This window comes from Kineobactrum salinum (assembly GCF_010669285.1).
Classification (GTDB): Bacteria; Pseudomonadota; Gammaproteobacteria; order Pseudomonadales; family Halieaceae; genus Kineobactrum; species Kineobactrum salinum.
Map to the genome: position 1 here is coordinate 1,419,915 of NZ_CP048711.1, position 19,623 is coordinate 1,439,537.

The following is a 19,623-nucleotide window of genomic DNA, read 5'->3' on the forward strand; positions in this document are numbered from 1 at the left end:
TCCTACAGGGTCAAAATCACCTTGCCGCGGGCGCGGCGCTCCATCATGCACTGATAGGCCTCCCGGTATTCTTCGATGGGGAAGACATCGGTCACCACCGGCTTGAGCTTGCCTTCAGCGAACAATTTCCACAGGGTCTGGATGTTCTCCAGGTTGGCCTCGGGCTCCTCGGTCATGAAGCGCCCCCAGAATACGCCGACAATGGAGCAGCCCTTCAGCAGGGTCAGATTCAGCGGAATGCTGGGAATCGGCCCGCTGGCAAAGCCCACCACCAGGTAGCGCCCGTTCCAGGCCATGCTGCGCACGGCCGGCTCGGTGTAGTCTCCACCCACCGGGTCGTAGACCACGTCCACCCCCCTGCCGCCGGTCAACTCCTTGACCGCATCCTTGAGCGACACCTCGCTGTAATTGATCACCTCGTCCGCGCCCAGCTGCTTGCACAACGCCAGCTTTTCGTCGCTGCTGGCCGCGGCGATCACCCGGGCCCCCAGCAGCTTGCCCAGCTCCACCGCCGTGGTGCCGACACCGCCCGCCGCGCCCAGCACCAGCAAGGTTTCGCCGGGCTGGATATTGGCGCGCTGGCGCAGGGCGTACCAGGAGGTGAAATAGGTGACGCTGATACCGGCTGCCTGTTCAAAATCCAGCCCTTCGGGAATCGGAAACACCGAATTTTCCTGGGTCGCGACAGTCTGGCAGAAAGCACCGTGGGTACCGGTGGAAATCACCCTGTCACCGGGCTTGAAGCGGCTGACGGCGCTACCCACCTCCCGCACCACGCCGGCACACTCTCCGCCCGGCACAAACGGCAGCTCCGGTTTGGTCTGGTACTTGTTCTGGATGATCAGCACATCCGGGAAATTGAGGCCCGCTGCCTTGACGTCGATCAGCACCTCATCGGCGCCCAGCGGAGGCTCCGGCCAGTCCGTGACCAGCGCCAGTTTGTCGGGAAGCCCGTGCTCCCTGCATACCACTGCTTTCATGTTCTGCTCCTGTCAGCAAGACGGCCGCGGATTTGCGGCCCTGCTACCGTATCAAACGAAGACGGCGCCCGCAGGCGCCGCAGTGTACCGCAACGGTCTCACGCCACCTCGAACAGGCCGGCAGCACCCATGCCGCCTCCCACACACATCGTGACCACCACGTATTTGACCCCGCGACGTTTGCCCTCGATCAACGCGTGACCAATCATGCGCGAGCCGCTCATGCCATAGGGGTGGCCGAGGGAGATCGCACCGCCGCTGACGTTGAGCTTGTCATTGTCGATACCCAGCCGGTCCCGGCAGTACAGCACCTGCACGGCAAATGCCTCGTTCAGTTCCCACAGACCAATGTCATCGATCGTCAGGCCGTGCTGCTTGAGCAGTTTCGGCACTGCGAACACCGGGCCGATGCCCATTTCATCCGGTTCACAGCCAGCCACCGCAATTCCGCGGTAGATACCCAGCGGCTCCAGCCCCTCCCGTTCCGCCTCCCGGGCATCCATCAACAACTGCGCAGAGGAGCCGTCGGACAACTGGGAGGCGTTGCCGGCGGTAATGGTACCACCGTCGATAACGGTCTTCAGCCCGGCCAGTCCTTCCGCGGTAGTGGCGCGCAGCCCCTCGTCGGCGCTGACCGTCACTTCGGCCTCGGACTGCTCGCCGGTCTCCTTGTTGGCGACGATACGTGTACAGGTGACCGGCACCAGTTCGGCCTCATAACGACCCGCGGCATAGGCATCGGCAGTGCGCTGCTGGGACTGCAGCCCGTATTCATCCATCGCCTCGCGGCTGATACCGTAGCGCTTCGCGACCACCTCTGCCGTCTGCAGCATAGGCATGTGGATATCGGGGTGCATTGCCAACAGCTCATCGTCCACCATCCGGTGCAGGTTCATGTGCTCGTTCTGCACCAGGGAGATGGACTCCAGGCCGCCGCCGATCGCGCAGCTCATGCCGTCGTCGATAATCTGCTTGGCCGCTGTCGCCACTGCCATCAGCCCGGAGGAGCACTGGCGGTCCAAAGTCATGCCCGGCACCGTGACCGGCAGTCCGGCACGCAGCGCAATCTGGCGCGCAACATTGCTGCCGGTCGTGCCCTGCTGCAGCGCGCAGCCCATGATCACATCCTCCACCCGGGCCGGATCGATACCGGCACGGCTGACTACCTCGGCCACCGAGGCCGCCCCCAGGCTGGCGCCTGCCAGGTTGTTGAATCCGCCCCGGTAGGCCTTGCCGATGGGGGTCCGTGCGGTGGCGACAATCACTGCTTCTTTCATTTCAGTCTCCTTCAGGAGCGGCGCTATTGGCGTCCGCCTGGTCAATGGTCAATTGAATGACACGTACCTGGAGCTCCGTTCGGTGTGAGTGGCAATTGGGTGCCAATAGTCCGGTCACTGCTTCCGGAGAGTACTTTCGAGACACGCCGTGAACCCGTCCCTGGGGGCTCGGATGCGACATCCATGTCGCATACGGTCTCGAAAGTACTCTCCGGAAGCAGCGCCCTCACCTCGAAGCGAGCCCCAAGTAGGTGCCAATAGTCGAGTGTTATCAGTCTAGTGTGATACCCAGGCCGGCGGCGGCCTTCTCTATCATTTTCACACTCTGTTCAAAACCGGCCGCAAGCTCACGCTCGCCGGAACGGCTGCTGATCTGTTCCCAGTGGGCGGCGATGCCCTCGGGCGTCTGCTGCTCTGGCGGCAGCCAGACACTTTCTGTCTCGACCATGCGAGCCACCGCATAGGCTCCCGCACCGGCGGCCAGAATGGTGCGATTGGGCGCATCCTCACTGACCAGATAGAGCACCGCCGGCGTCACCGTCTCGGGGGTCAGCAGCTCAAAGGCCTGGTCCGGCAGCACGCCTTCGGTCATCCGGGTGGCCGCGGTAGGGCCAGCGCGTTGACCCGGATATCATACTTGGCGCCCTCCTGTACCAGGGTGTTCATCAGCCCGATCACTGCCATCTTCGCGGCGCCGTAGTTGCTCTGGCCGAAGTTGCCGTACAGGCCGCTGGAGGATGAGGTTACCACGATCCTGCCGTAGCCCTGGTCGCGCATGATCTCCCAGCAGGCCTTGGTGCAGTTGACAGTGCCCATCAGGTGCACTTCCAGCACCAGCCGGAAATCGTCCAGATTGCCCTTGACGAAGCTCTTGTCGCGCAGGATGCCGGCGTTGTTGATCAGGATGTCGACCCGGCCCCACTGGTCCACGGCCTGCCTGACCATGGACTCCACTTCCGCGTAGTTGGCCACGTTGGCGCCGTTGGCAATGGCCTCGCCACCGGCGGCCTCGATCTCCGCCACCACCGCGCGCGCAGCCTCGCTGGAGGCACCGGTGCCGTCCCTGGCACCGCCGAGGTCGTTGACCACCACTTTCGCGCCGCGGGCCGCCAGCGCGATCGCGTGGCAGCGCCCCAGGCCCTGGCCGGCACCGGTCACGATGGCCACCTTGCCGTCATAGCGAATTGTCATTGCATTACTCCTGTTTACTGAATATTTAGTCTGGCATGTCCGTTACTTTGAGTTCGCACCGACGGCAGGTCGGCGTCCTGGGAGGGCGCTGTCGAGACCGTTTGCGACATGGATGTCGCAACCGAGCCCCCATGGACGGGTTTACGGCGTGTCTCGACAGCGCCCTCCCAGGATGCCGACCGGGCTACGAAGTACCAAACCCCAAAATAACTGCTCCCGGTTCAGTCCGTCACCATCATGCCCAGCCATTCGGCGATCAGGGCCGGGGTTTCCTCGCCTTCAATTTCCACGGTAACCTCCTGCTTGATCAGGAAGCGATTGGCATCCTTCTGCTGCACGTCCAGTATCTCGATACGGGCCCGGACTCGCTTGCCGGCCCGTACCGGCGCCAGGAAACGTACTTTGTCGAAACCGTAGTTGATACCCATGACCGTATTCTCGGGCATGATGCCATTGCCCTCACAGAGCTTGACCAGCATGGACAGGGTCAGCAGGCCGTGGGCGATGGTGCCACCGAACGGGGTTTGCGCCGCCTTTTCCGGGTCAACATGAATAAACTGGTGATCCTCGGTGCAGTCGGCAAAGGTGTCGATCCGCTGCTGGTCCAGCGTGGACCACTCGCCGGGCTCGAAGCGGCGTCCCTTCTGCTTGAGCATGTCTGCCTTGGGTACAATCCTTTGGGCCATCGGTGACTCCCTGTATACAGATACTGGCGCTATTGCGGTGTGATGGCGGTGGTTCACCATCGGGCTGCCTGTGTTCAACCGTCACGAAATGTCGCATTCACTTCCGGCTCGCCGGAGTAGCGCCTCAATTCATGGCGCCCCACCACCATCCGGTGCACTGCATCCGGACCATCTGCCAGGCGCAGGGTGCGCTGGGCCATGTACAGGCCGGCCAGCGGCGTGTCCTGGGACATTCCCAATGCGCCGAACATCTGGATCGCCTCGTCGACGATGCGGATCGATATGTTGGGCACCGCGGTTTTGATCATGGAGATCCAGATCCGCGCTTCCTTGGGATCGACGTTGTCCATCATCCAGGCGGCTTTCAGGGTCAGTAACCGTGCCATTTCGATGTCCATGCGCGCATTGGCGACGATGTCGATATTGCCGCCCAGGCGCGCCAGCGGCTTGCCGAAGGCGGTGCGCGACACTGCCCGCTCGCACAGCAGGCCAAGCGCCTTCTCGGCGGCGCCGATGGCGCGCATGCAGTGGTGGATGCGGCCGGGGCCGAGCCGGCCCTGGGAGATCTCGAAGCCGCGCCCGGGCCCGAGGATCATGTTGTCCTTCGGTACCCGCACATTGCTGAAGCGCTGGTGCATATGGCCGTGGGGAGCATCGTCCATGGCGAATACCTGCATCGGGCGGATATTCTCCACCCCAGGGGTATCCATCGGCACCAGGATCTGGGACTGCTGCAGATGCCTGGGAGCCTGCGGGTCGGTCTTGACCATCACGATCATGATCTTGCAGCGCGGATCACCGGCGCCGGAAATATAGTGTTTCTCGCCATTGATGACCCACTCGTCGCCCTCCAGTACCGCGCTGGTACAGATATTGGTGGCGTCCGAAGAGGCGACCTCGGGCTCGCTCATCGCGTAGGCGGAGCGGATCTCGCCGGCCAGCAGCGGCTCCAGCCACTGCTGCTTCTGGGCTTCGCTGCCGTATTTGTGCAGCACTTCCATGTTGCCGGTATCCGGCGCCGCGCAGTTGAATACCTCGGCGGCGATATGGGACTTGCCCATCTCCTCGGCGAGGTAGGCGTACTCCACTGTACTCAGGCCGGAGCCGTGCTCGCCGCTGGTCAGGAAGAAATTCCACAGGCCCCGCGCGCGGGCCTCCCGCTTCAGGCCCTCCATGATCTCGGTCTGGCGCGCGGTGAACTGCCAGCGGCCACCGACCCCGATCTCAGCCAGGTACTCCGGCTCCAGTGGCAGTATTTCCCGCTCGATAAAACCTTTTAGCTCGGCCAGTAGCGGCTTTAATTTGTCACTGATTCCCAGATCCATAATGTTCTCGCTGTTGGCGGTGATGTGTGGATGGTGGCAGGCGGTAGGCTCAAAAACCGCCGAGGCGGGCGAAGCGGTCGAGATGGTAGTTATAGTCGCCGAAACTGTGCTGGGCAACCCGGGCCCGCTTGAGGAAAAAGCCGATGTCAAACTCGTCGGTCATGCCCACCCCGCCGTGCATCTGAATCGCCTCGTTGGTGGCGCGCTGGGCAACCTCGCAGAGCTTGGCCTTGGCCGCGCTGGCCAGCCGCGGCAGGTCGGGGTCCCGGTCATCGATCGCCTGCAGCGCCCGCAGTACTATGGAGCGCGCCAGTTCCAGTTCGGCAAACAGTTCCGCGGCGCGGTGCTGCAGCCCCTGGAAGGAGCCGATCACGCGGCCGAACTGCTTGCGTTCCTGCAGGAAGGCCACGGTACGTTCAAAGGCTTCGGTGGCAAGCCCCAGCAGCTCCGAGGCCAGGCCGATATTGACGATATCGAGGCAGTGGCTGAGCCCGTCCCAGGCCTGACCGGGCGTAGCCATGACCGCATCCGCGCCCAGCCGGACGTCGCTGAATCGCAGTGCGGCCACCCCGCGGGAATCCACCAGGCTGCGCGCTTCCAGCGTCAGGCCGGTGCTGGCAGCCGGCACCAGGAAGGCGCTGAGACCTGCGGTATCCCCGGGCTCACCGGCACTGCGGGCGATCACCACAAACCAGTCCGCCGCAAGCGCGTCCAGTACCAGACACTTCGTGCCATTGAGCACAAAGCCCTCGCCGTCGGCGCGGGCCGTCATGGCAGTATGCTCCGGCGCGTGGTGGGCGCCCTCCTGCAGCGCCAGCGAGACCAGTTGCTCGCCAGCCGCCAGCGCCGGCAGCAGCATCTGCTTCTGGGACTCGCTGCCCAGCTCATTGACCGCTGTCGCGCCCACCAGCACCGACGCCTGCAGCGGGGTGGGACTGAGGTTGCGCCCCACCTGCTCCAGCACCAGACCCAGGCCAGCGTAGCCATAGCCCAGGCCGCCATATTCCTCGGGAATCGCGATACCGGGCCAGCCCAGCTCCGCGATTTCGCGCCAAACCTGGCGCGAAAAGCCCAACTCATCACCCGTGTCGCGCAGTGCCCGCAACTGCGCCACACCTGCCTTCTCCGCCAGCAGTCCGGCAGCGGAATCCCTGAGCATCAGCTGTTCTTCGGTGAGTACCAATGCCATGGTATTTCTCCTCTTGCGGCTGGCCGGCCACACAGAGCCTGCCCCGCCGACCCTGTAGTCAGTCCGGCAGGCCCAGAACCCGCTTGGCGATAATGTTCAGCTGCACTTCGGTGGTGCCGCCCTCGATGGAGTTGCCCCTGGAGCGCAGCCAGTCGCGGCAAATCCTGCCATCGTCGTAGACTTCGCCCTCCCAGCCCAACGCCGGCTCGCCGCCGATGGCCATGTTCAGCTCATTGCGGCGCTTGTTCAGTTCGGTGCCGTAGTACTTGAAGATCGAGGAAGCGGCTCCCAGGCCGTGGCCGGCTTTGGCCTCGTCTCCGACCCGGCTCATGGTGGTTTCGAAGGCCAGCGAATCTAGCTGGTACTGGGCGATGCTGTGGCGCAGGATGCCGTTGGCCAGGCGCCCCGAAGGGTCGGTGCCGAAGGTCTGCAATGCGAGCTCTCCCAGGGACTTGCCAGTGGCCGCACCAAAACCCGAAATCATCTCGCGCTCGTGGGTGAGCAGGTATTTGGCAATGGTCCAGCCCCTGCCCTCTTCCCCCACCAGGTTGCGCTTGTCGGCCCTGACATTGTCGAAGAAGGTTTCACAGAAGGGAGATGAACCGCTGATCAGGCGGATCGGGCGGGTGGAGACCCCGGGACTGGCCATGTCGAACAGCAGAAAGCTGATGCCCTCGTGCTTGCTGCCGGTGTTGTCGGTGCGCACCAGACAGAAAATCCAGTCCGCCTTGTCGGCATAGGAGGTCCAGATCTTCTGGCCATTGACAATATAGTGGTCACCACCGTCCTCAGCCCGGGTCTGCAGGCTGGCCAGGTCCGAGCCGGCATTGGGTTCCGAATAGCCCTGGCACCAGCGGATTTCGCCGCGCACGATCGGCGGCAAATGTTCTCGCTTCTGCTCCTCGTTGCCGAACTTGAGCAGTGCCGGTCCCAGCATGGAAATCCCGAAACTGTCCAGTGGCAGGCGGGCGTTGATGCGCGCCATTTCCTGCTGCAGGACCTTCACCTCCTCCCTGGCAAGGCCTCCACCACCGTATTCCCGCGGCCAGTGGGGCACGGTCCAGCCGCGCTCGGCCATGCGGTCGCACCAGAGCTTCTGGTCCGGATGACTGATCTCGGGCTTGCGTCCACCATTGTAGAGATCCTCAAAGCCGCGGACCGGTTCGCGCATCGCAGGCGGACAATTCTCCTCCAGCCAGGCGCGGGTCTCGATGCGAAATTGTTGCAGATCACTCACAGGCTCACCTCATGGGCGCAACTCTGCGCCCTCCAGTTGTCTGCCGCGGCCCGGAGGCCCCAAAACCGGATTTGAACATACAGTATGTTTTACTAACTTTCAAGAATGCTCGCAGCAAAAGCTGTCGATTCGAACGCTGGCAGGGCAACCTTATTAGCTGTTGACGTCGACCACATTCATCGCCTTCTGTAGATGCAATGAGAGGCAGATTCTCTGGTCACCGCTTCGAGTCACCTCCCGGAGGGAGACACCCTGAGCAGTTCCCCTGTACAGGCCGGGTGTGGCTGGTAGGTGAAGGGCGGTGCAGGCGGGAGCGTGTGACTGCAGAATGATTCAGGCGCCGGGATGCCGTCCAGACGGAGGGCGGTCGACGGACTTCTCCGCATACATGTTCCGGTCCGCGGTGCTCAGCAAGGCATCCACGGAATCCCCGTCCACCGGCCAGATGGCGATACCAGCACTGGCATCGATGGCGACGTCCTGTTGCTGCAACTGCAGGGTGCCGTTGACAGCGTCACGCAGTCGCTCCAGCGTGCGCATCCCGGTGGACCGGTCAGCGATGCCGTGGACCATGATCAGAAACTCATCACCACCCAGGCGGCCGGCGAAATCCGTTTTCCGCACGAACTGGCGCAGGCGCCGCGCTACCTCGATCAGCAGCGTGTCACCCGCCTGGTGCCCCAGGGAATCATTCACCGCCTTGAAGCGATTGAGATCCATTATGAGCACGGCAAACTTTTCATCGTGGCGGCGCGCGCGCAATAAGGTCTGGCGCAGCGTTTCGTCGATACTGCGGCGATTGGGTAGACCGGTGAGCGCATCCTCCTGTGCAATTTGCAGTGCACGCTGGAACGCCCGGAAGTAGCAGGCCACGGTAATGCTGAAGGTCCAGCCCATCACGTACAGAAATACGCTGACAAACAACAGCCTGCGGGCCATCTCGAGATCAAAGCCAGGGCTGCCGCCCGCTACCAGAAATGCCAGCCAGCGGATCGCAAAGGCCAGTGCCAACAGGCCCGCGAACAGCGCGGCGAGGCCGAAGACCTTGCGCTCATAGCGCTCGCGGGTACGCCAGACCATGACCACTGCAGCGGCGCCGAGCAGCACGGCGGCAACCGCGTCGTGAAACAGGTGGCGCGCCTCATTGGCCCTGAGATACCAGGACAACAGCAAGAACACGGGCAACAGCAGATACATCGGCATCCAGTGCCGCACGGTAACAAAGCCGCGAAATCGCAGGGCCCCTTCCAGGGTCAGCATGATGGCCCACAGTCCCAATGTATTGACGATTGCAGTATATTGCGGGGTATAGGGCAGGCCGAAGAAGGGCGATACGATCAGGAAACCGATGGTGTTAGCGAGGGTCGCCTGGAACCACTGCAGTACGCCGGCCATCTGCCGGTTGATGCGCCAGATTACCGCCATCACCAAAGTCGAGACCAGACAGGCGATCGCGATGGCGAAAAACAGGGTGGGCATGTGCAACAGGTTCATGGGAGCTTTTGATCCCCTGGTCTATTATCGGCGACTTGCGGACGGCACCGCCATCGAGGACAACGGGCTTCAGCGACGCCAGTCAGGCGGCGGAGCAGCGGTCAGGCACTGCGTGCCCATTGCAGTTGCAGGCAGGAGTCGAGCCACAGGCTTTCCAGCCTGTAAAAAATACTGTGCAGCTCCCGGGACGGACACTGGGCATCCTGGTACCAGACCGGGGTGAACTGGAAGGCACAGCGGCCCTGCTGGGCTTGCCGGCGAATGACCACTGCCGGCACCCATACGGTCTGGTCGTCGAAGCTGAGTTGGAGTTTTACTTCGGCACCGGCGCCGCCCAATTCCAGGTAGGTTTCAACCAGCAGGCCCGAGACGCTGAAATCAATGGGCCGCAGGGGCATTGCCTCGCCGTCGACCTCCACTGCAACACTGAACCGGGCCGCATCCCGCCGCGACAGTTCATCCAGTTGCAGGCGAAATCCGGAGCGGCGGCTGGTGTTGAGCGCTTGCTGGTGATGCTTCAGAAAATCCAGCAGCCGCGGGATATCCTCACCACCAATTGCCGCGCGCCGCAGACCGCCGGTTTTCAGCTCGAAAACCAGTTTGTCATCGTCGCTGATAATTGCGAGGTTGCCACACTGCAGACGATCCATATCGTTCTCCAGTACTTTCCGTTGTTGCGAGGCCTTCATTAGACGGGTTAACAGGGGGCTGGTCAAAAAAGCATCACAATTCTGTGAACAGCGTTGCAGAATCCAGCGCGGAAAGGGCTCAATTCCCGGTGCGCCGGACAAATCACAGCAACCAGCCATACAGAGAGAGACTCAAAGCCGTCGCCAGGCCCCAGCCAGCCCACTGCGCAACGGGCGTGGAGCCCACCGCCAGCTGCATGCGCAGCAGCCAGAGGTAGCGCGCGATCAATGCCAACGTGGCCACCGTCGCCGCGGTCAGCAGATGAGGGTAGGCGGCTGCCAATGGCAGCGCCGGGCCATCAGCCAGCAGCACCCCCTTCACTGCCGCCTTGGCCAGCTCGCCGCTGGTCCAGGGCAGTCCGGCCAGCGACAGACCCGGCAGCGCGATCAACAACCACAGACCAACGCGCGCAGGACGCCGCTGCGGCAGACTCAAACCTGTGGCCAGAAACAGAGCGCCCTTGGCAAGACCATGATGCAGAGCGAACAGTGCTGTGGCCGACAGTAGCAGCGCCTGGCGTCCAGGGTCCCCCAGCCCGGCGGCCACCATGAGCGTGGCCAGCCCCATCTGGCTGATGCTGGAATAGGCAAGCACGGTTTTGGGATCGTGCTGGAATACGCCAATCACAGCGGCTCCCAGGGAGGCGGTGAATCCCGCCACCAGCAGCAACAGACTCCAATCCGGCAGCGCCACCACACCCAGCGGCAGGGTCAACAGCCAGCCCAGCAGGCCGGCCTTGATCATTGCGCCACTGAGCACCGCGCTGGCCGGAGTCGGCGCCACTGGATGGGCCAGCGGCAACCAGAAATGCAGCAGTGGCAAACCCACCTTGACCCCGAAACCGGTGATCAACAGGCCGCAGATAAGGTCTCGCCAGGGCGCTTGCGCCACCGCCTCCGGAATCCGGTGCAACAGCATGCTGTCGGCGGTTTCGGCAGCCAGCAGCAGGCCCGCCAGCAGCACCATCTCCCCCACCAGCGCCATCACCAGGTAGACCCGTCCCGCCCGCAGTGCCCGCTCTGTTCCCGTGTGAACCACCAGGCCATAGGCCGCGACAGTCATCAGCGAGAAAAAAGTATAGAAACTGGCAATATCCGCCGCCAGCACCAGGCCCAGGTTGCCCGCCAGCGTCAGGCCCCAGAACACGCAGAAGCGGCGCAGTTGTTCGCTCCCCATATAGGCGGCGGCATACAGGCCCGCCACACCCCACAGCAGCGCGGTGAGCAACAGAAACATGCAGCGCAGCTCATCCAGCGCCCACTGCCCACCCAGCAACAGCCACGGCAGTTCCAGCTGCCAGTGGCCACCGCTGCACAACAGCAGTGCCGGCAGCGGCAACAGCGGCAGGCCGATCCGCAGGGCACGGTGCCAGCCGGCGGGCACCGCCAGCGCCGGATACAGCAACGGCAGCAGCAGACTGGCAGTTATCAACAACAGCGGCGGTGCTGTCATGGCAAATACATCCTCACCGCCACCAGGCGGGCCCAGGACAGCGGGCTGCCGGGTGCCGCGGCCAGCAATCCGACCAGCACGGTCAGTGTCACGGTGATCAGCGGCGGCCACAGCAGCCAGGGGTGGGTTTCCAGACGCCCCCAACGGCGCTCCCGGGGCCAGGCCATGCGCTGTGGCCGGAACCAGAGCCGATAAACGATCGGCAGAAAATAGCCCGCATTCAGCAGGCTGCTGAGCAGCAGCACCACAATGGCCCATTCCATGTTCGCCGCCAGCGCGCCCAGACCCAGCGTCCACTTGGTAATGAACCCTGCCAGCGGCGGCAGCCCGATCATGCCCAGCGCCGCCAGGGTGAAAGCCACCGAGGTCGCCGGCATGCGCGCACCGGCACCATCCAGTTCGTCGATCCGGTGCACCCCCAGGGTTTCCGCATAGTTGCCTGCGCAGAAAAACAGGGTGATCTTCATGATGCCCTGATGCAGCAGGTGAACCAGGCCGCCCACCGTCCCCAGCGGCCCGAACAGGGTCGTCCCCAGAATAATGTAGGACACCTGGCTGACGGTGGAAAAGGCCAGCCGCCGCTTCAGGTCCGACTGGTACAGCGCTCGCAGCGAACCGTAGAGAATGGTGAAGGCAGCCAGCCACGCCAGCGGTTGCAACAGGCCCAGCACGGCGGAAAACTCTATCCCGTAGATGTCGTAGACGACCCGCACGATCCCGAAGGCGCCGGCCTTGACCACCGCCACTGCGTGCAGCAGGGCGCTGACCGGTGCGGGTGCCACCATCGCCCGCGGCAGCCAGCCATGCAGCGGAAACAGCGCCGCCTTGACTCCCAGGCCCGCGATAAGCAGCACGAAAATAATCGTCAGGGACAGGTGCGTGGCCGGATCCGAATCCTGGAAATGCCCAGTTTCACGAAACGGCAGTTCGCCCATGAGGCCGTGCAGCCAGGCGATGCCCAGCAATAACACGGCCCCGCCACCCAGCGTATAGCAGAGATAATTGCTGCCTGCCCGCAGGGATTTGGCCGTACCCCGGTGCACTACCAGCGGATAGGTCGACAGCGTGAGCATCTCGTAGAACAGAAAAAAGGTGAACAGATTGCCCGCCAGCGCGATGCCCATCGTACTGGCCACACAGAGACTGAAGAAGCCGAAAAAGCGGCTGCGATTGGGAGAGTCCTCGAGATAGCCCACCGCGTAGACCGTGGTAAACAGCCACAGCAGTGCGGACAGGCCTGCAAACAGCATTGCCAGGGCATCGGCCCGCAACAGGAAAGTCGCACCGGGCAACATGGTGAAACCGACGCTGAAGGTCATGCCCCGGAATACACCCCAGGTCATGATGACCACGAACAGGAGTTTCAACAGCGCCGCCAGCAGATTGATAATCGTGCGCGCACGATGACTGGTCTCGGGCAGCGCAAAGATAATCATCGCCGCCAGCAGGGAACTGAGCAAGGCAAGTATCGGCAGCATCGCGGCGAAGGTCACGGCACACTCTCCAGCACGGCCGGCACCGCATCAAAGGGGAGTGCCATGATCGACAATACCGGTGCCGCCACCAGGCCCAGGCCCAGGGCCAGCAACGCCAGGATCATCGGTATCGCCTCCAGAGTGCGGGGCGGATGGTAGAAGTCGTCGTTGTCGCCGGCCTCCTGGAAGGAGGCGCGATAAATCCGGAACACGTAGCCCGCCGCGAGCAAACCGCCCAGCAACAACACCACCACCCACCACCACTGGCCGCTGGCAAGACTCGCCTGCAGCAGCAACCATTTGGCGGCGAAGCCTCCCGAGGGTGGCAGGCCCATCAATGACACCCCTGCCAGACCAAAGGAAAACAGGGAAAAAGGCAGGAAACGGCTGACCCCGGACAGGGCATCGACGCGTCGGCTGCGCACCGCCAGGATCAGGTTGCCGGCCGCGAGGAACATCGCTGCCTTGGCCAGCGCGTGGCTGATCACCTGCAGGGTGATGCCCTGCTGGGCCTGCAGCGATACCGGTGCAGCAACCTCGAAGGTGAGTGGAAACAGCAGAAACAGGTAGCCGATCTGGGCGATCGACGACCAGGCAACCACCTGCTTCAACTGTTGCTGACGCTGGGCCTGCCAACTGCCCACCATGACCGCGGTCGCACCCGCCGCGCCCACAGCCTGGGCCAGTGCCAGCGAACCCAGCTCCGCTCCCAGATCCAGCCACAGACGGGCTGCGACATAGAACGAGGCTTTCACCACCAGCGCTGACAACAGCGCACTGACCGGCGACTTGGCGACCCCGTGTGCGGGTGGCAGCCAGCCATGCAGCGGAAACAGGGCGGTTTTCAGCGCCAGGCCCAGCACCATCAGCAATAATGCGAGACCGGCGCCCGGCAGCGGGCCCTGTACCAGCGCCGCAATATCCGCCAGCGACAGAGTACCGAACTGGCCGTACAGCAGCGCCACCCCCAGAAGATACAGCAGCGAGCCCAGCAACGCCGCCAACAGGTAGCGCAGGCTTGCCCGCAGTGCAGGCGCCCGCCCACCCAGCGCTACCAGGCCCACCGCCGCCAGACTGGTCAGCTCCAGCCCCACATACAGATTGAACAGATCGGCTCCCAGCCAGACCCCGTTAAGGCCAGCCCACAGAAACCAGAACAGCGGCCAGAAGTAGCGCTGCCAGGGCCTGGCGGCATCCAGGTAGACCCCCGCATGCAGGCCACAGGCGGTGGCTACCGTGGCGGTAAGCAGCACGAAGGTTACCGCCAGGCCGTCCACCCGCAGGGCTATGCCCAGCGGCGCGTCCCAGCCCCCAGTCCATAGTAGAAACCGCCGTCGCGCGCGACCACCAGCCACAGCGCCAGTGAGAACAGTACCTGCAGGACCATCCCCAGCCAGCTCAGCCGGCGCCCCGCGGGGAATGCCAGCAGCAGGCACAGGGCCGCCCAGGCCAGGGGAATGAACAACAGTCCCGCCATCAGCCACTGGGTCATTCAGCAGTATTCCCGGAAGGTCCAGCGGTTTGCCCGCCGGCTGCTGGCCCGCCATCCAGAGAGGTGCGGCCAGTCAGGTGGAAATAGCGGCGGATCAACACAATAGCCAGCGCAGTCGCTGCGATGGAAACCACAATGCCGGTCAGTACCAGCGCCTGGGGCACCGGGTCCGGGCCGCGGTGATGCTGGGCCAGCCCCACCAGGATCAGAAAGCAGCCGGAACCGACCACGTTGAAGGCCAGCAACTGCCGCAACAAGTGCCGCAAGGCGACAAAGCCGGCCAGGCCGATACCACAAAGGAAGACCCCGGCCAACGCGTACAGCAGGTGAACGCTCACGACTCGTCCCCCTCTTCCGGCTCCGAGCCCTCGCTCACCGGGGCCGCCACGAACAGCGCCAGCAGGATCATGCCTATGGACAGGGTCAGCCCAATTTCAATCGTGAAAATCAGCGCTCCGGCGGCATGCTCGGGGTAGGCCAGAAAGGCCGAACCGGACACCGCGCCAGTTACCGCGACCAGCAGGAAGACGGCGAAACCCAGCACCAGGCCGCCACGCAGCAACAGCTTGGGACGGATAAAGTCCATCGGCAGGCCACCGAGCCGCATCAGGACCCCGGTGCCGGCCAGTACCGCCCCGGCCTGGAACGCGCCGCCCGGACGATAGGAACCCGCCCACAGCAAATAGGCCGCGAGCATCAACATCAGCGGCACGAACCAGCGCAGCAGAGCGTGCAGCAATGCGTCGGAACTGCGCAGCTCGGGATCCTCCAGCGAGGGAGTACTGGCCAGGGAAATACCGGCAATGCCGGCGATGACCAGTACCCCGATTTCCAGCAGGGTGTCATAACTGCGAAAATTCAGCAGTACCGCCGTCACCGGATGTGAGACCCCGCTGTCCTCCAGGCTGGCGCCCAACAGCGCGGGCAGATCCACCGGCGCCGGGGCAGCGGCAATCGACCAGACCGCGGCCCCCAGCAAAGCTGCAAGGCCTGCGCCCAGCGCCACTCCAAGCACGAGGCGCCGCATCACTCGCTGCGGGGCACTGCCCCCGGGTCCGGCCATTGCCGCCAGTCAGGTGACTGACGGCATCCAGCAACAGCACCCCGGTCAGGCCTGCGCTTATCGCCGCCTCCGCCAGCGCGATGTCCGGGGCAGCCAGCCGTATCCAGGCCAGCGTCATCAACAGGCCAAAGGCGATGAACATGACTACCCCGCGGAACAGATCCCGCGACACCAGGGCGGCCAGCGCCGTCGCCAGCAGCGCCATCACCAGCAGGCCATCCAGCAGCAAGCCTTCAGCGCTCATCGTCCTCCTCCCGCAAGGCCCTGCCAACATCCACTGCCCGCGCCACCAGATGGGCCGAGGTAGCACTGGCGGCCAGCGCCACCAGCCAGATCAACAGCGTCTTCAGGCCGGCGGCCACGGAGAGCAACGGCAACAACCCCAACACGATACAGCCCAGCCCGAGGTTGTCCACTTTGGTCAATGCGTGAATACGGGTCAGGGTATCGCTGAATCGAAACAGGCCCAGGGTGCCCACCGCAAAGAACAGGCAGCCACTCAGCAACAATAGCAGTTGCAGGCAAAACAACAGCAGCGCGGCAATGTCAGGCATCGCTGCTCTCCCCCTGTTTGCCCGTCACCGGCGGATCGCGGTCGATCCGCACCCAGCGGGTGACAAAGGCCACCGTCGCCAGCACTGCCAGCAGCGCCAGGGTCAGTGCCACATCGCGCAACGCCGGCATGTCTTGGGTCTCAGCCAGCACCAGCACCAGGGCCACACCGGTGGTACCGAACAACTGGGATGCCAGCATGCGGTCGGCGGCGTTTGGGCCCCACCAGATGCGCAGTAGGCCGGTAAACAGAACCACCAGCAGGAAGCCGGCCACGCCGTGCAACAGTGCGTTCATGAGGTGGCAGCCCCAGCCGCTGCCGGGGGCAGTCCGAACAGGCGGGCGATGGCCGCTTCGGTGCGGCGCACAGAGGCCTCCACCGGACTGGCCGAGTCCAGACAATGCAGCTTCAACTGCTCCCCGTCGAGGGTCACCGTCAGCGTCCCCGGCAACAGGGAGAGCGTATTGGCCAACAGCCAGCGTGGACCGCCCGGGGGCAGCGAGGTTATCAGGCTGCAGCAGCCCGGGTTGACAGGCAGCGACGGCGTCAGTAGCCGGCGCGCGACATCCAGCCCTGCCACCACCGACAGACCGACAAAATAGCCGGCGAAACGCAGTAGTCTCCAGGGGCGCAGGCTCCAGGCCGAGGCGCCGAAAATACGCAGTGACAGCAGCGCCACCAGCGCCGCGGCCACGGCCCCGAATACAAACCCGGACCGCTCACCCTCGGCCAGCACCCACCACAGCAGGTACAACGCAAGCGAGCGTGTCAGCACAGTTGGCAACAACAGCATCGTTGTGGCAAAACTCCTGTTCCGCTATCGGCTCACTACTATAACAGCTGCGCGCCCCGGTGGCGGCTCCGGGCAAGCCATTTCGCGCAGCGTGCCGGTACCCTGGCATCTGTGCAGTTCCGTACAGACCGGTCAGAGGCGCTCTGCTGTTATGGCGGCTCGGATCGAAACTGAAGCAGGGCAATTCCGCTCTGCTGACAGCGGTAGCAAAAGGAGCCAGAGGCTATGAGCAAGAACCAGATTATTGGCATCGTTCTGTTGGTCGTGGGTGTAATCCTGCTGTACTTCGGCTATGAAGCGTCACAAAGTGTTGGTGAACAGGTCGTCGAAGGCGTCTCGGGCAGCTTCACGGATTCAACCGTCTGGTACCTGGTGCTGGGCGCCGCCGCGACGATCGGCGGTCTCGCCATGCTGGTATTCAAACGCTGAGCCGCGGCTCCCCCGCGGGCAGCGTTACCTGAACTGGCACCGCCGCCCGCCGCATTTGACCCACCGCCGACTTCGGGCTAATCTGCCAGCAATTGAGCGGGTGTAGTTCAATGGCAGAACTTCAGCTTCCCAAGCTGATAGCGTGGGTTCGATTCCCATCACCCGCTCCAGCCGATATCCGGATCACAATCCACCCCCTGTTCACCCCCCACCCACCGGTGAAAATACCTAAAATAATAACACTCCGGGAGCGATTTCCCGGGACAAACGCCTTCCAGGGATGTCGAAACAGTGGATTGATCCAACGAGGCGCCGTGAGAGCGTCTAGACTTAGACGAGAGTCGAGTCTTTATCTGGTTACAGGAGATGAGCGATGTCCATTTTCGCACACTATCAATCTCGCTATGCGTCCACGCAGCAGGAGGAGTACACCCTGCAGGAGTACCTCGACCTGTGTCGGGAGGACCCTTCTGTCTATGCCACCGCCGCGGAGCGGCTGCTGATGGCCATCGGTGAGCCGACAGTGGTGGATACGGCCAGGGACCCTCGCCTGAGCAGGATTTTCTCCAACAAGGTGATCAAGCGCTACGAGGCCTTCAGCGACTTCTACGGCATGGAAGAATGCATCCAGAGCATCGTCAGCTTCTTCCGCCACGCTGCCCAGGGACTGGAGGAGCGCAAGCAGATCCTCTACCTGCTGGGCCCCGTCGGCGGCGGCAAATCGTCCCTGGCGGAGAAGATCAAGAGCCTGATGGAGAAATACCCGGTGTATTGCCTGCAGGGTTCGCCGGTATTCGAATCACCGCTGGGGCTGTTCAATCCGCAGGAAGACGGCCACATCCTGGCCGAGGAGTACGGGATTCCCGGCCGCTACCTGAAAGGCATCATGTCGCCCTGGGCCGTGAAACGGCTGCACGAATACGGCGGCGATATCTCCCAGTTCCGGGTGGTCAAGATCTGGCCCTCAGTCCTGGATCAGGTGGCCATTTCCAAGACCGAACCCGGGGACGAGAACAACCAGGACATCTCCGCGCTGGTGGGCAAGGTGGATATCCGCAAACTGGAGGAGTTTCCCCAGAACGACCCCGACGCCTACAGTTTTTCAGGCGGGCTGTGCCGCGCCAACCAGGGGGTGATGGAATTCGTCGAGATGTTCAAGGCCCCGATCAAGGTGCTGCACCCGCTGCTGACCGCGACCCAGGAGGGCAACTACAACGCCACCGAGGGCATCGGCGCCATTCCCTTCGACGGGATTATCCTCGCCCACTCCAATGAGGCCGAATGGCATACCTTCAAGAACAACAAGAACAACGAAGCCTTCATTGACCGGGTTTCGATCATCAAGGTGCCCTATTGCCTGCGGACGCAGGAGGAAGTGGAAATCTACAACAAACTGCTGCACCACAGCTCGCTGGCCGAGGCTCCGTGCGCTCCCGGGACGCTGCCGATGCTGGCACAGTTTACCGTGCTGTCGCGGATCAAGGACCCCGAAAACTCCAGCATCTATTCCAAAATGCGCGTCTACGATGGCGAAAACCTGAAAGACCGCGACCCCAGGGCCAAGTCGCTGCAGGAGTACCGCGACGCCGCCGGAGTCAACGAGGGCATGACCGGGCTGTCGACCCGCTTCGCCTTCAAGGTGATCTCCAAGGTGTTCAACTTCGACCCCACCGAAGTGGCTGCTAACCCGGTACACCTGCTCTATGTGCTGGAAAAGGAAATCGAGCAGGAGCAGTTTCCGCCGGAAGTCCACGACCGCTACCTGCGCCACATCAAGGAGTTCCTGGCGCCCAACTATGTGGAATTCATCGGCAAGGAGATCCAGACCGCCTACCTGGAATCCTACTCCGAATACGGCCAGAACCTGTTCGACCGCTACGTCACCTACGCCGACCTCTGGGTGCAGGACCAGGAATACCGCGACCCGGATACCGGCGAGATTCTCGATCGCGCAGCACTCAACGACGAACTGGAGAAGATGGAAAAGCCCTCGGGCATCAGCAATCCCAAGGACTTCCGCAGCGAGATCGTCAATTTCGTGTTGCGTGCCCGCGCCAACAACGAGGGCCGCAATCCCAAGTGGACCAGCTATGAAAAGCTGCGCACAGTGATCGAGAAGAAAATATTCGCCAGCACCGAGGATCTGTTGCCGGTGATATCCTTCAACCCCAAGGCTTCCACCGAGGACAAGCAAAAACACCAGGATTTTGTCCAGCGCATGACCGAACGGGGCTATACCGAGAAACAGGTGCGACTGCTGTCTGAATGGTATCTGCGTGTGCGGAAGTCACAGTAGG

At 63.1% G+C, this 19,623-nt stretch carries 20 protein-coding genes, 1 tRNA gene and 1 pseudogene; 3 read left to right on the forward strand and 19 right to left on the reverse strand.

All coding sequences use genetic code 11. From position 1 onward, the window contains the following. Positions 1 to 2 precede the first annotated feature (2 nt). From G3T16_RS06040 to G3T16_RS06125, 19 genes and pseudogenes are all read right to left on the reverse strand, one after another. Positions 3 to 980, reverse strand: a complete 978-nt coding sequence (locus tag G3T16_RS06040; RefSeq protein ID WP_163494270.1) for an NADPH:quinone oxidoreductase family protein — start codon at positions 978 to 980, stop codon at positions 3 to 5. 98 nt (positions 981 to 1,078) lie between these two features. Further along, positions 1,079 to 2,257: an acetyl-CoA C-acyltransferase gene (locus tag G3T16_RS06045; RefSeq protein WP_163494271.1), complete on the reverse strand. Its 1,179-nt coding sequence runs from the start codon at positions 2,255 to 2,257 to the stop codon at positions 1,079 to 1,081. 271 nt (positions 2,258 to 2,528) lie between these two features. Then, positions 2,529 to 3,448 (reverse strand): annotated as a pseudogene (locus G3T16_RS06050) (SDR family NAD(P)-dependent oxidoreductase). Positions 3,449 to 3,669: 221 nt separating this feature from the next. Then, the gene (locus G3T16_RS06055) at positions 3,670 to 4,134 is read right to left on the reverse strand and encodes a MaoC family dehydratase (RefSeq protein WP_163494272.1); all 465 of its coding nucleotides are present in this window, start codon (positions 4,132 to 4,134) and stop codon (positions 3,670 to 3,672) included. Positions 4,135 to 4,208: 74 nt separating this feature from the next. Beyond that, on the reverse strand, positions 4,209 to 5,459 hold the full coding sequence (locus G3T16_RS06060; protein WP_163494273.1) for an acyl-CoA dehydrogenase family protein: 1,251 nt from the start codon (positions 5,457 to 5,459) through the stop codon (positions 4,209 to 4,211). Positions 5,460 to 5,508: 49 nt separating this feature from the next. Next, complete coding sequence (locus tag G3T16_RS06065; protein WP_163494274.1) at positions 5,509 to 6,648, reverse strand: acyl-CoA dehydrogenase family protein; 1,140 nt, start codon at positions 6,646 to 6,648, stop codon at positions 5,509 to 5,511. A 58-nt stretch (positions 6,649 to 6,706) separates the two neighbouring features. After that, positions 6,707 to 7,885: an acyl-CoA dehydrogenase family protein gene (locus tag G3T16_RS06070; protein WP_163494275.1), complete on the reverse strand. Its 1,179-nt coding sequence runs from the start codon at positions 7,883 to 7,885 to the stop codon at positions 6,707 to 6,709. 333 nt (positions 7,886 to 8,218) lie between these two features. Beyond that, complete coding sequence (locus G3T16_RS06075; protein WP_163494276.1) at positions 8,219 to 9,379, reverse strand: GGDEF domain-containing protein; 1,161 nt, start codon at positions 9,377 to 9,379, stop codon at positions 8,219 to 8,221. 101 nt (positions 9,380 to 9,480) lie between these two features. Further along, complete coding sequence (locus G3T16_RS06080) at positions 9,481 to 10,029, reverse strand: PilZ domain-containing protein (protein WP_163494277.1); 549 nt, start codon at positions 10,027 to 10,029, stop codon at positions 9,481 to 9,483. Positions 10,030 to 10,171: 142 nt separating this feature from the next. After that, complete coding sequence (locus G3T16_RS06085) at positions 10,172 to 11,521, reverse strand: complex I subunit 5 family protein (protein WP_163494278.1); 1,350 nt, start codon at positions 11,519 to 11,521, stop codon at positions 10,172 to 10,174. Further along, complete coding sequence (locus G3T16_RS06090; protein ID WP_197911926.1) at positions 11,518 to 13,014, reverse strand: proton-conducting transporter transmembrane domain-containing protein; 1,497 nt, start codon at positions 13,012 to 13,014, stop codon at positions 11,518 to 11,520. Before G3T16_RS06090 ends, G3T16_RS06085 begins: the two co-directional genes overlap by 4 nt. Then, positions 13,011 to 14,273 (reverse strand): complex I subunit 5 family protein, encoded by a 1,263-nt coding sequence (locus G3T16_RS06095; protein WP_197911927.1) that lies wholly within the window; start codon positions 14,271 to 14,273, stop codon positions 13,011 to 13,013. Before G3T16_RS06095 ends, G3T16_RS06090 begins: the two co-directional genes overlap by 4 nt. Before the next feature lie 8 nt (positions 14,274 to 14,281). Continuing rightward, positions 14,282 to 14,488 (reverse strand): hypothetical protein, encoded by a 207-nt coding sequence (locus G3T16_RS21015; RefSeq protein WP_197911928.1) that lies wholly within the window; start codon positions 14,486 to 14,488, stop codon positions 14,282 to 14,284. Beyond that, on the reverse strand, positions 14,485 to 14,826 hold the full coding sequence (locus G3T16_RS06100; protein WP_163494280.1) for an NADH-quinone oxidoreductase subunit K: 342 nt from the start codon (positions 14,824 to 14,826) through the stop codon (positions 14,485 to 14,487). Before G3T16_RS06100 ends, G3T16_RS21015 begins: the two co-directional genes overlap by 4 nt. Beyond that, a complete protein-coding gene (locus tag G3T16_RS22410) occupies positions 14,823 to 15,422 on the reverse strand; it encodes an MnhB domain-containing protein (RefSeq protein WP_269473288.1) in 600 nt (199 codons plus the stop codon). Before G3T16_RS22410 ends, G3T16_RS06100 begins: the two co-directional genes overlap by 4 nt. Next, positions 15,331 to 15,795: a Na(+)/H(+) antiporter subunit B gene (locus G3T16_RS21765; RefSeq protein WP_163494282.1), complete on the reverse strand. Its 465-nt coding sequence runs from the start codon at positions 15,793 to 15,795 to the stop codon at positions 15,331 to 15,333. Before G3T16_RS21765 ends, G3T16_RS22410 begins: the two co-directional genes overlap by 92 nt. Continuing rightward, positions 15,785 to 16,105 carry a cation:proton antiporter gene (locus G3T16_RS06115; protein WP_163494283.1) on the reverse strand — a complete coding sequence of 107 codons (321 nt, stop codon included), beginning with the start codon at positions 16,103 to 16,105 and terminating at the stop codon, positions 15,785 to 15,787. The genes G3T16_RS21765 and G3T16_RS06115 overlap by 11 nt, the downstream gene beginning before the upstream one ends. After that, positions 16,098 to 16,400, reverse strand: coding sequence for a monovalent cation/H+ antiporter complex subunit F (locus G3T16_RS06120; RefSeq protein ID WP_163494284.1), 303 nt, complete (start codon positions 16,398 to 16,400; stop codon positions 16,098 to 16,100). Before G3T16_RS06120 ends, G3T16_RS06115 begins: the two co-directional genes overlap by 8 nt. Continuing rightward, positions 16,397 to 16,897 carry a Na+/H+ antiporter subunit E gene (locus tag G3T16_RS06125; protein ID WP_163494285.1) on the reverse strand — a complete coding sequence of 167 codons (501 nt, stop codon included), beginning with the start codon at positions 16,895 to 16,897 and terminating at the stop codon, positions 16,397 to 16,399. The genes G3T16_RS06120 and G3T16_RS06125 overlap by 4 nt, the downstream gene beginning before the upstream one ends. Positions 16,898 to 17,122: 225 nt before the next feature. On the opposite strand from G3T16_RS06125, the gene G3T16_RS06130 reads away from it, so the two are divergent. The 3 genes from G3T16_RS06130 (at position 17,123) to G3T16_RS06140 (ending at position 19,622) form a co-directional block, all read left to right on the forward strand. Then, a complete protein-coding gene (locus tag G3T16_RS06130; RefSeq protein WP_163494286.1) occupies positions 17,123 to 17,326 on the forward strand; it encodes a DUF3185 family protein in 204 nt (67 codons plus the stop codon). Positions 17,327 to 17,422: 96 nt separating this feature from the next. Beyond that, positions 17,423 to 17,496, forward strand: a tRNA-Gly gene (locus G3T16_RS06135). A gap of 203 nt (positions 17,497 to 17,699) precedes the next feature. Then, entirely contained in the window at positions 17,700 to 19,622 is a 1,923-nt protein-coding gene (locus G3T16_RS06140; protein WP_163494287.1) for a PrkA family serine protein kinase, read from the forward strand. Position 19,623: the final 1 nt, after the last annotated feature.

What these genes read in the sequence shown, in the direction of transcription:
- G3T16_RS06040 (WP_163494270.1), bottom strand. Translation starts at nt 980, where the DNA reads ATGAAAGCAGTGGTATGCAGGGAGCACGGGCTTCCCGACAAACTGGCG.
- G3T16_RS06045 (WP_163494271.1), bottom strand. Translation starts at nt 2,257, where the DNA reads ATGAAAGAAGCAGTGATTGTCGCCACCGCACGGACCCCCATCGGCAAG.
- G3T16_RS06055 (WP_163494272.1), bottom strand. Translation starts at nt 4,134, where the DNA reads ATGGCCCAAAGGATTGTACCCAAGGCAGACATGCTCAAGCAGAAGGGA.
- G3T16_RS06060 (WP_163494273.1), bottom strand. Translation starts at nt 5,459, where the DNA reads ATGGATCTGGGAATCAGTGACAAATTAAAGCCGCTACTGGCCGAGCTA.
- G3T16_RS06065 (WP_163494274.1), bottom strand. Translation starts at nt 6,648, where the DNA reads ATGGCATTGGTACTCACCGAAGAACAGCTGATGCTCAGGGATTCCGCT.
- G3T16_RS06075 (WP_163494276.1), bottom strand. Translation starts at nt 9,379, where the DNA reads ATGAACCTGTTGCACATGCCCACCCTGTTTTTCGCCATCGCGATCGCC.
- G3T16_RS06080 (WP_163494277.1), bottom strand. Translation starts at nt 10,029, where the DNA reads ATGGATCGTCTGCAGTGTGGCAACCTCGCAATTATCAGCGACGATGAC.
- G3T16_RS06085 (WP_163494278.1), bottom strand. Translation starts at nt 11,521, where the DNA reads ATGACAGCACCGCCGCTGTTGTTGATAACTGCCAGTCTGCTGCTGCCG.
- G3T16_RS21015 (WP_197911928.1), bottom strand. Translation starts at nt 14,488, where the DNA reads ATGACCCAGTGGCTGATGGCGGGACTGTTGTTCATTCCCCTGGCCTGG.
- G3T16_RS21765 (WP_163494282.1), bottom strand. Translation starts at nt 15,795, where the DNA reads ATGAGCGCTGAAGGCTTGCTGCTGGATGGCCTGCTGGTGATGGCGCTG.
- G3T16_RS06115 (WP_163494283.1), bottom strand. Translation starts at nt 16,105, where the DNA reads ATGCCTGACATTGCCGCGCTGCTGTTGTTTTGCCTGCAACTGCTATTG.
- G3T16_RS06120 (WP_163494284.1), bottom strand. Translation starts at nt 16,400, where the DNA reads ATGAACGCACTGTTGCACGGCGTGGCCGGCTTCCTGCTGGTGGTTCTG.
- G3T16_RS06125 (WP_163494285.1), bottom strand. Translation starts at nt 16,897, where the DNA reads ATGCTGTTGTTGCCAACTGTGCTGACACGCTCGCTTGCGTTGTACCTG.
- G3T16_RS06130 (WP_163494286.1), top strand. Translation starts at nt 17,123, where the DNA reads ATGAGCAAGAACCAGATTATTGGCATCGTTCTGTTGGTCGTGGGTGTA.
- G3T16_RS06140 (WP_163494287.1), top strand. Translation starts at nt 17,700, where the DNA reads ATGTCCATTTTCGCACACTATCAATCTCGCTATGCGTCCACGCAGCAG.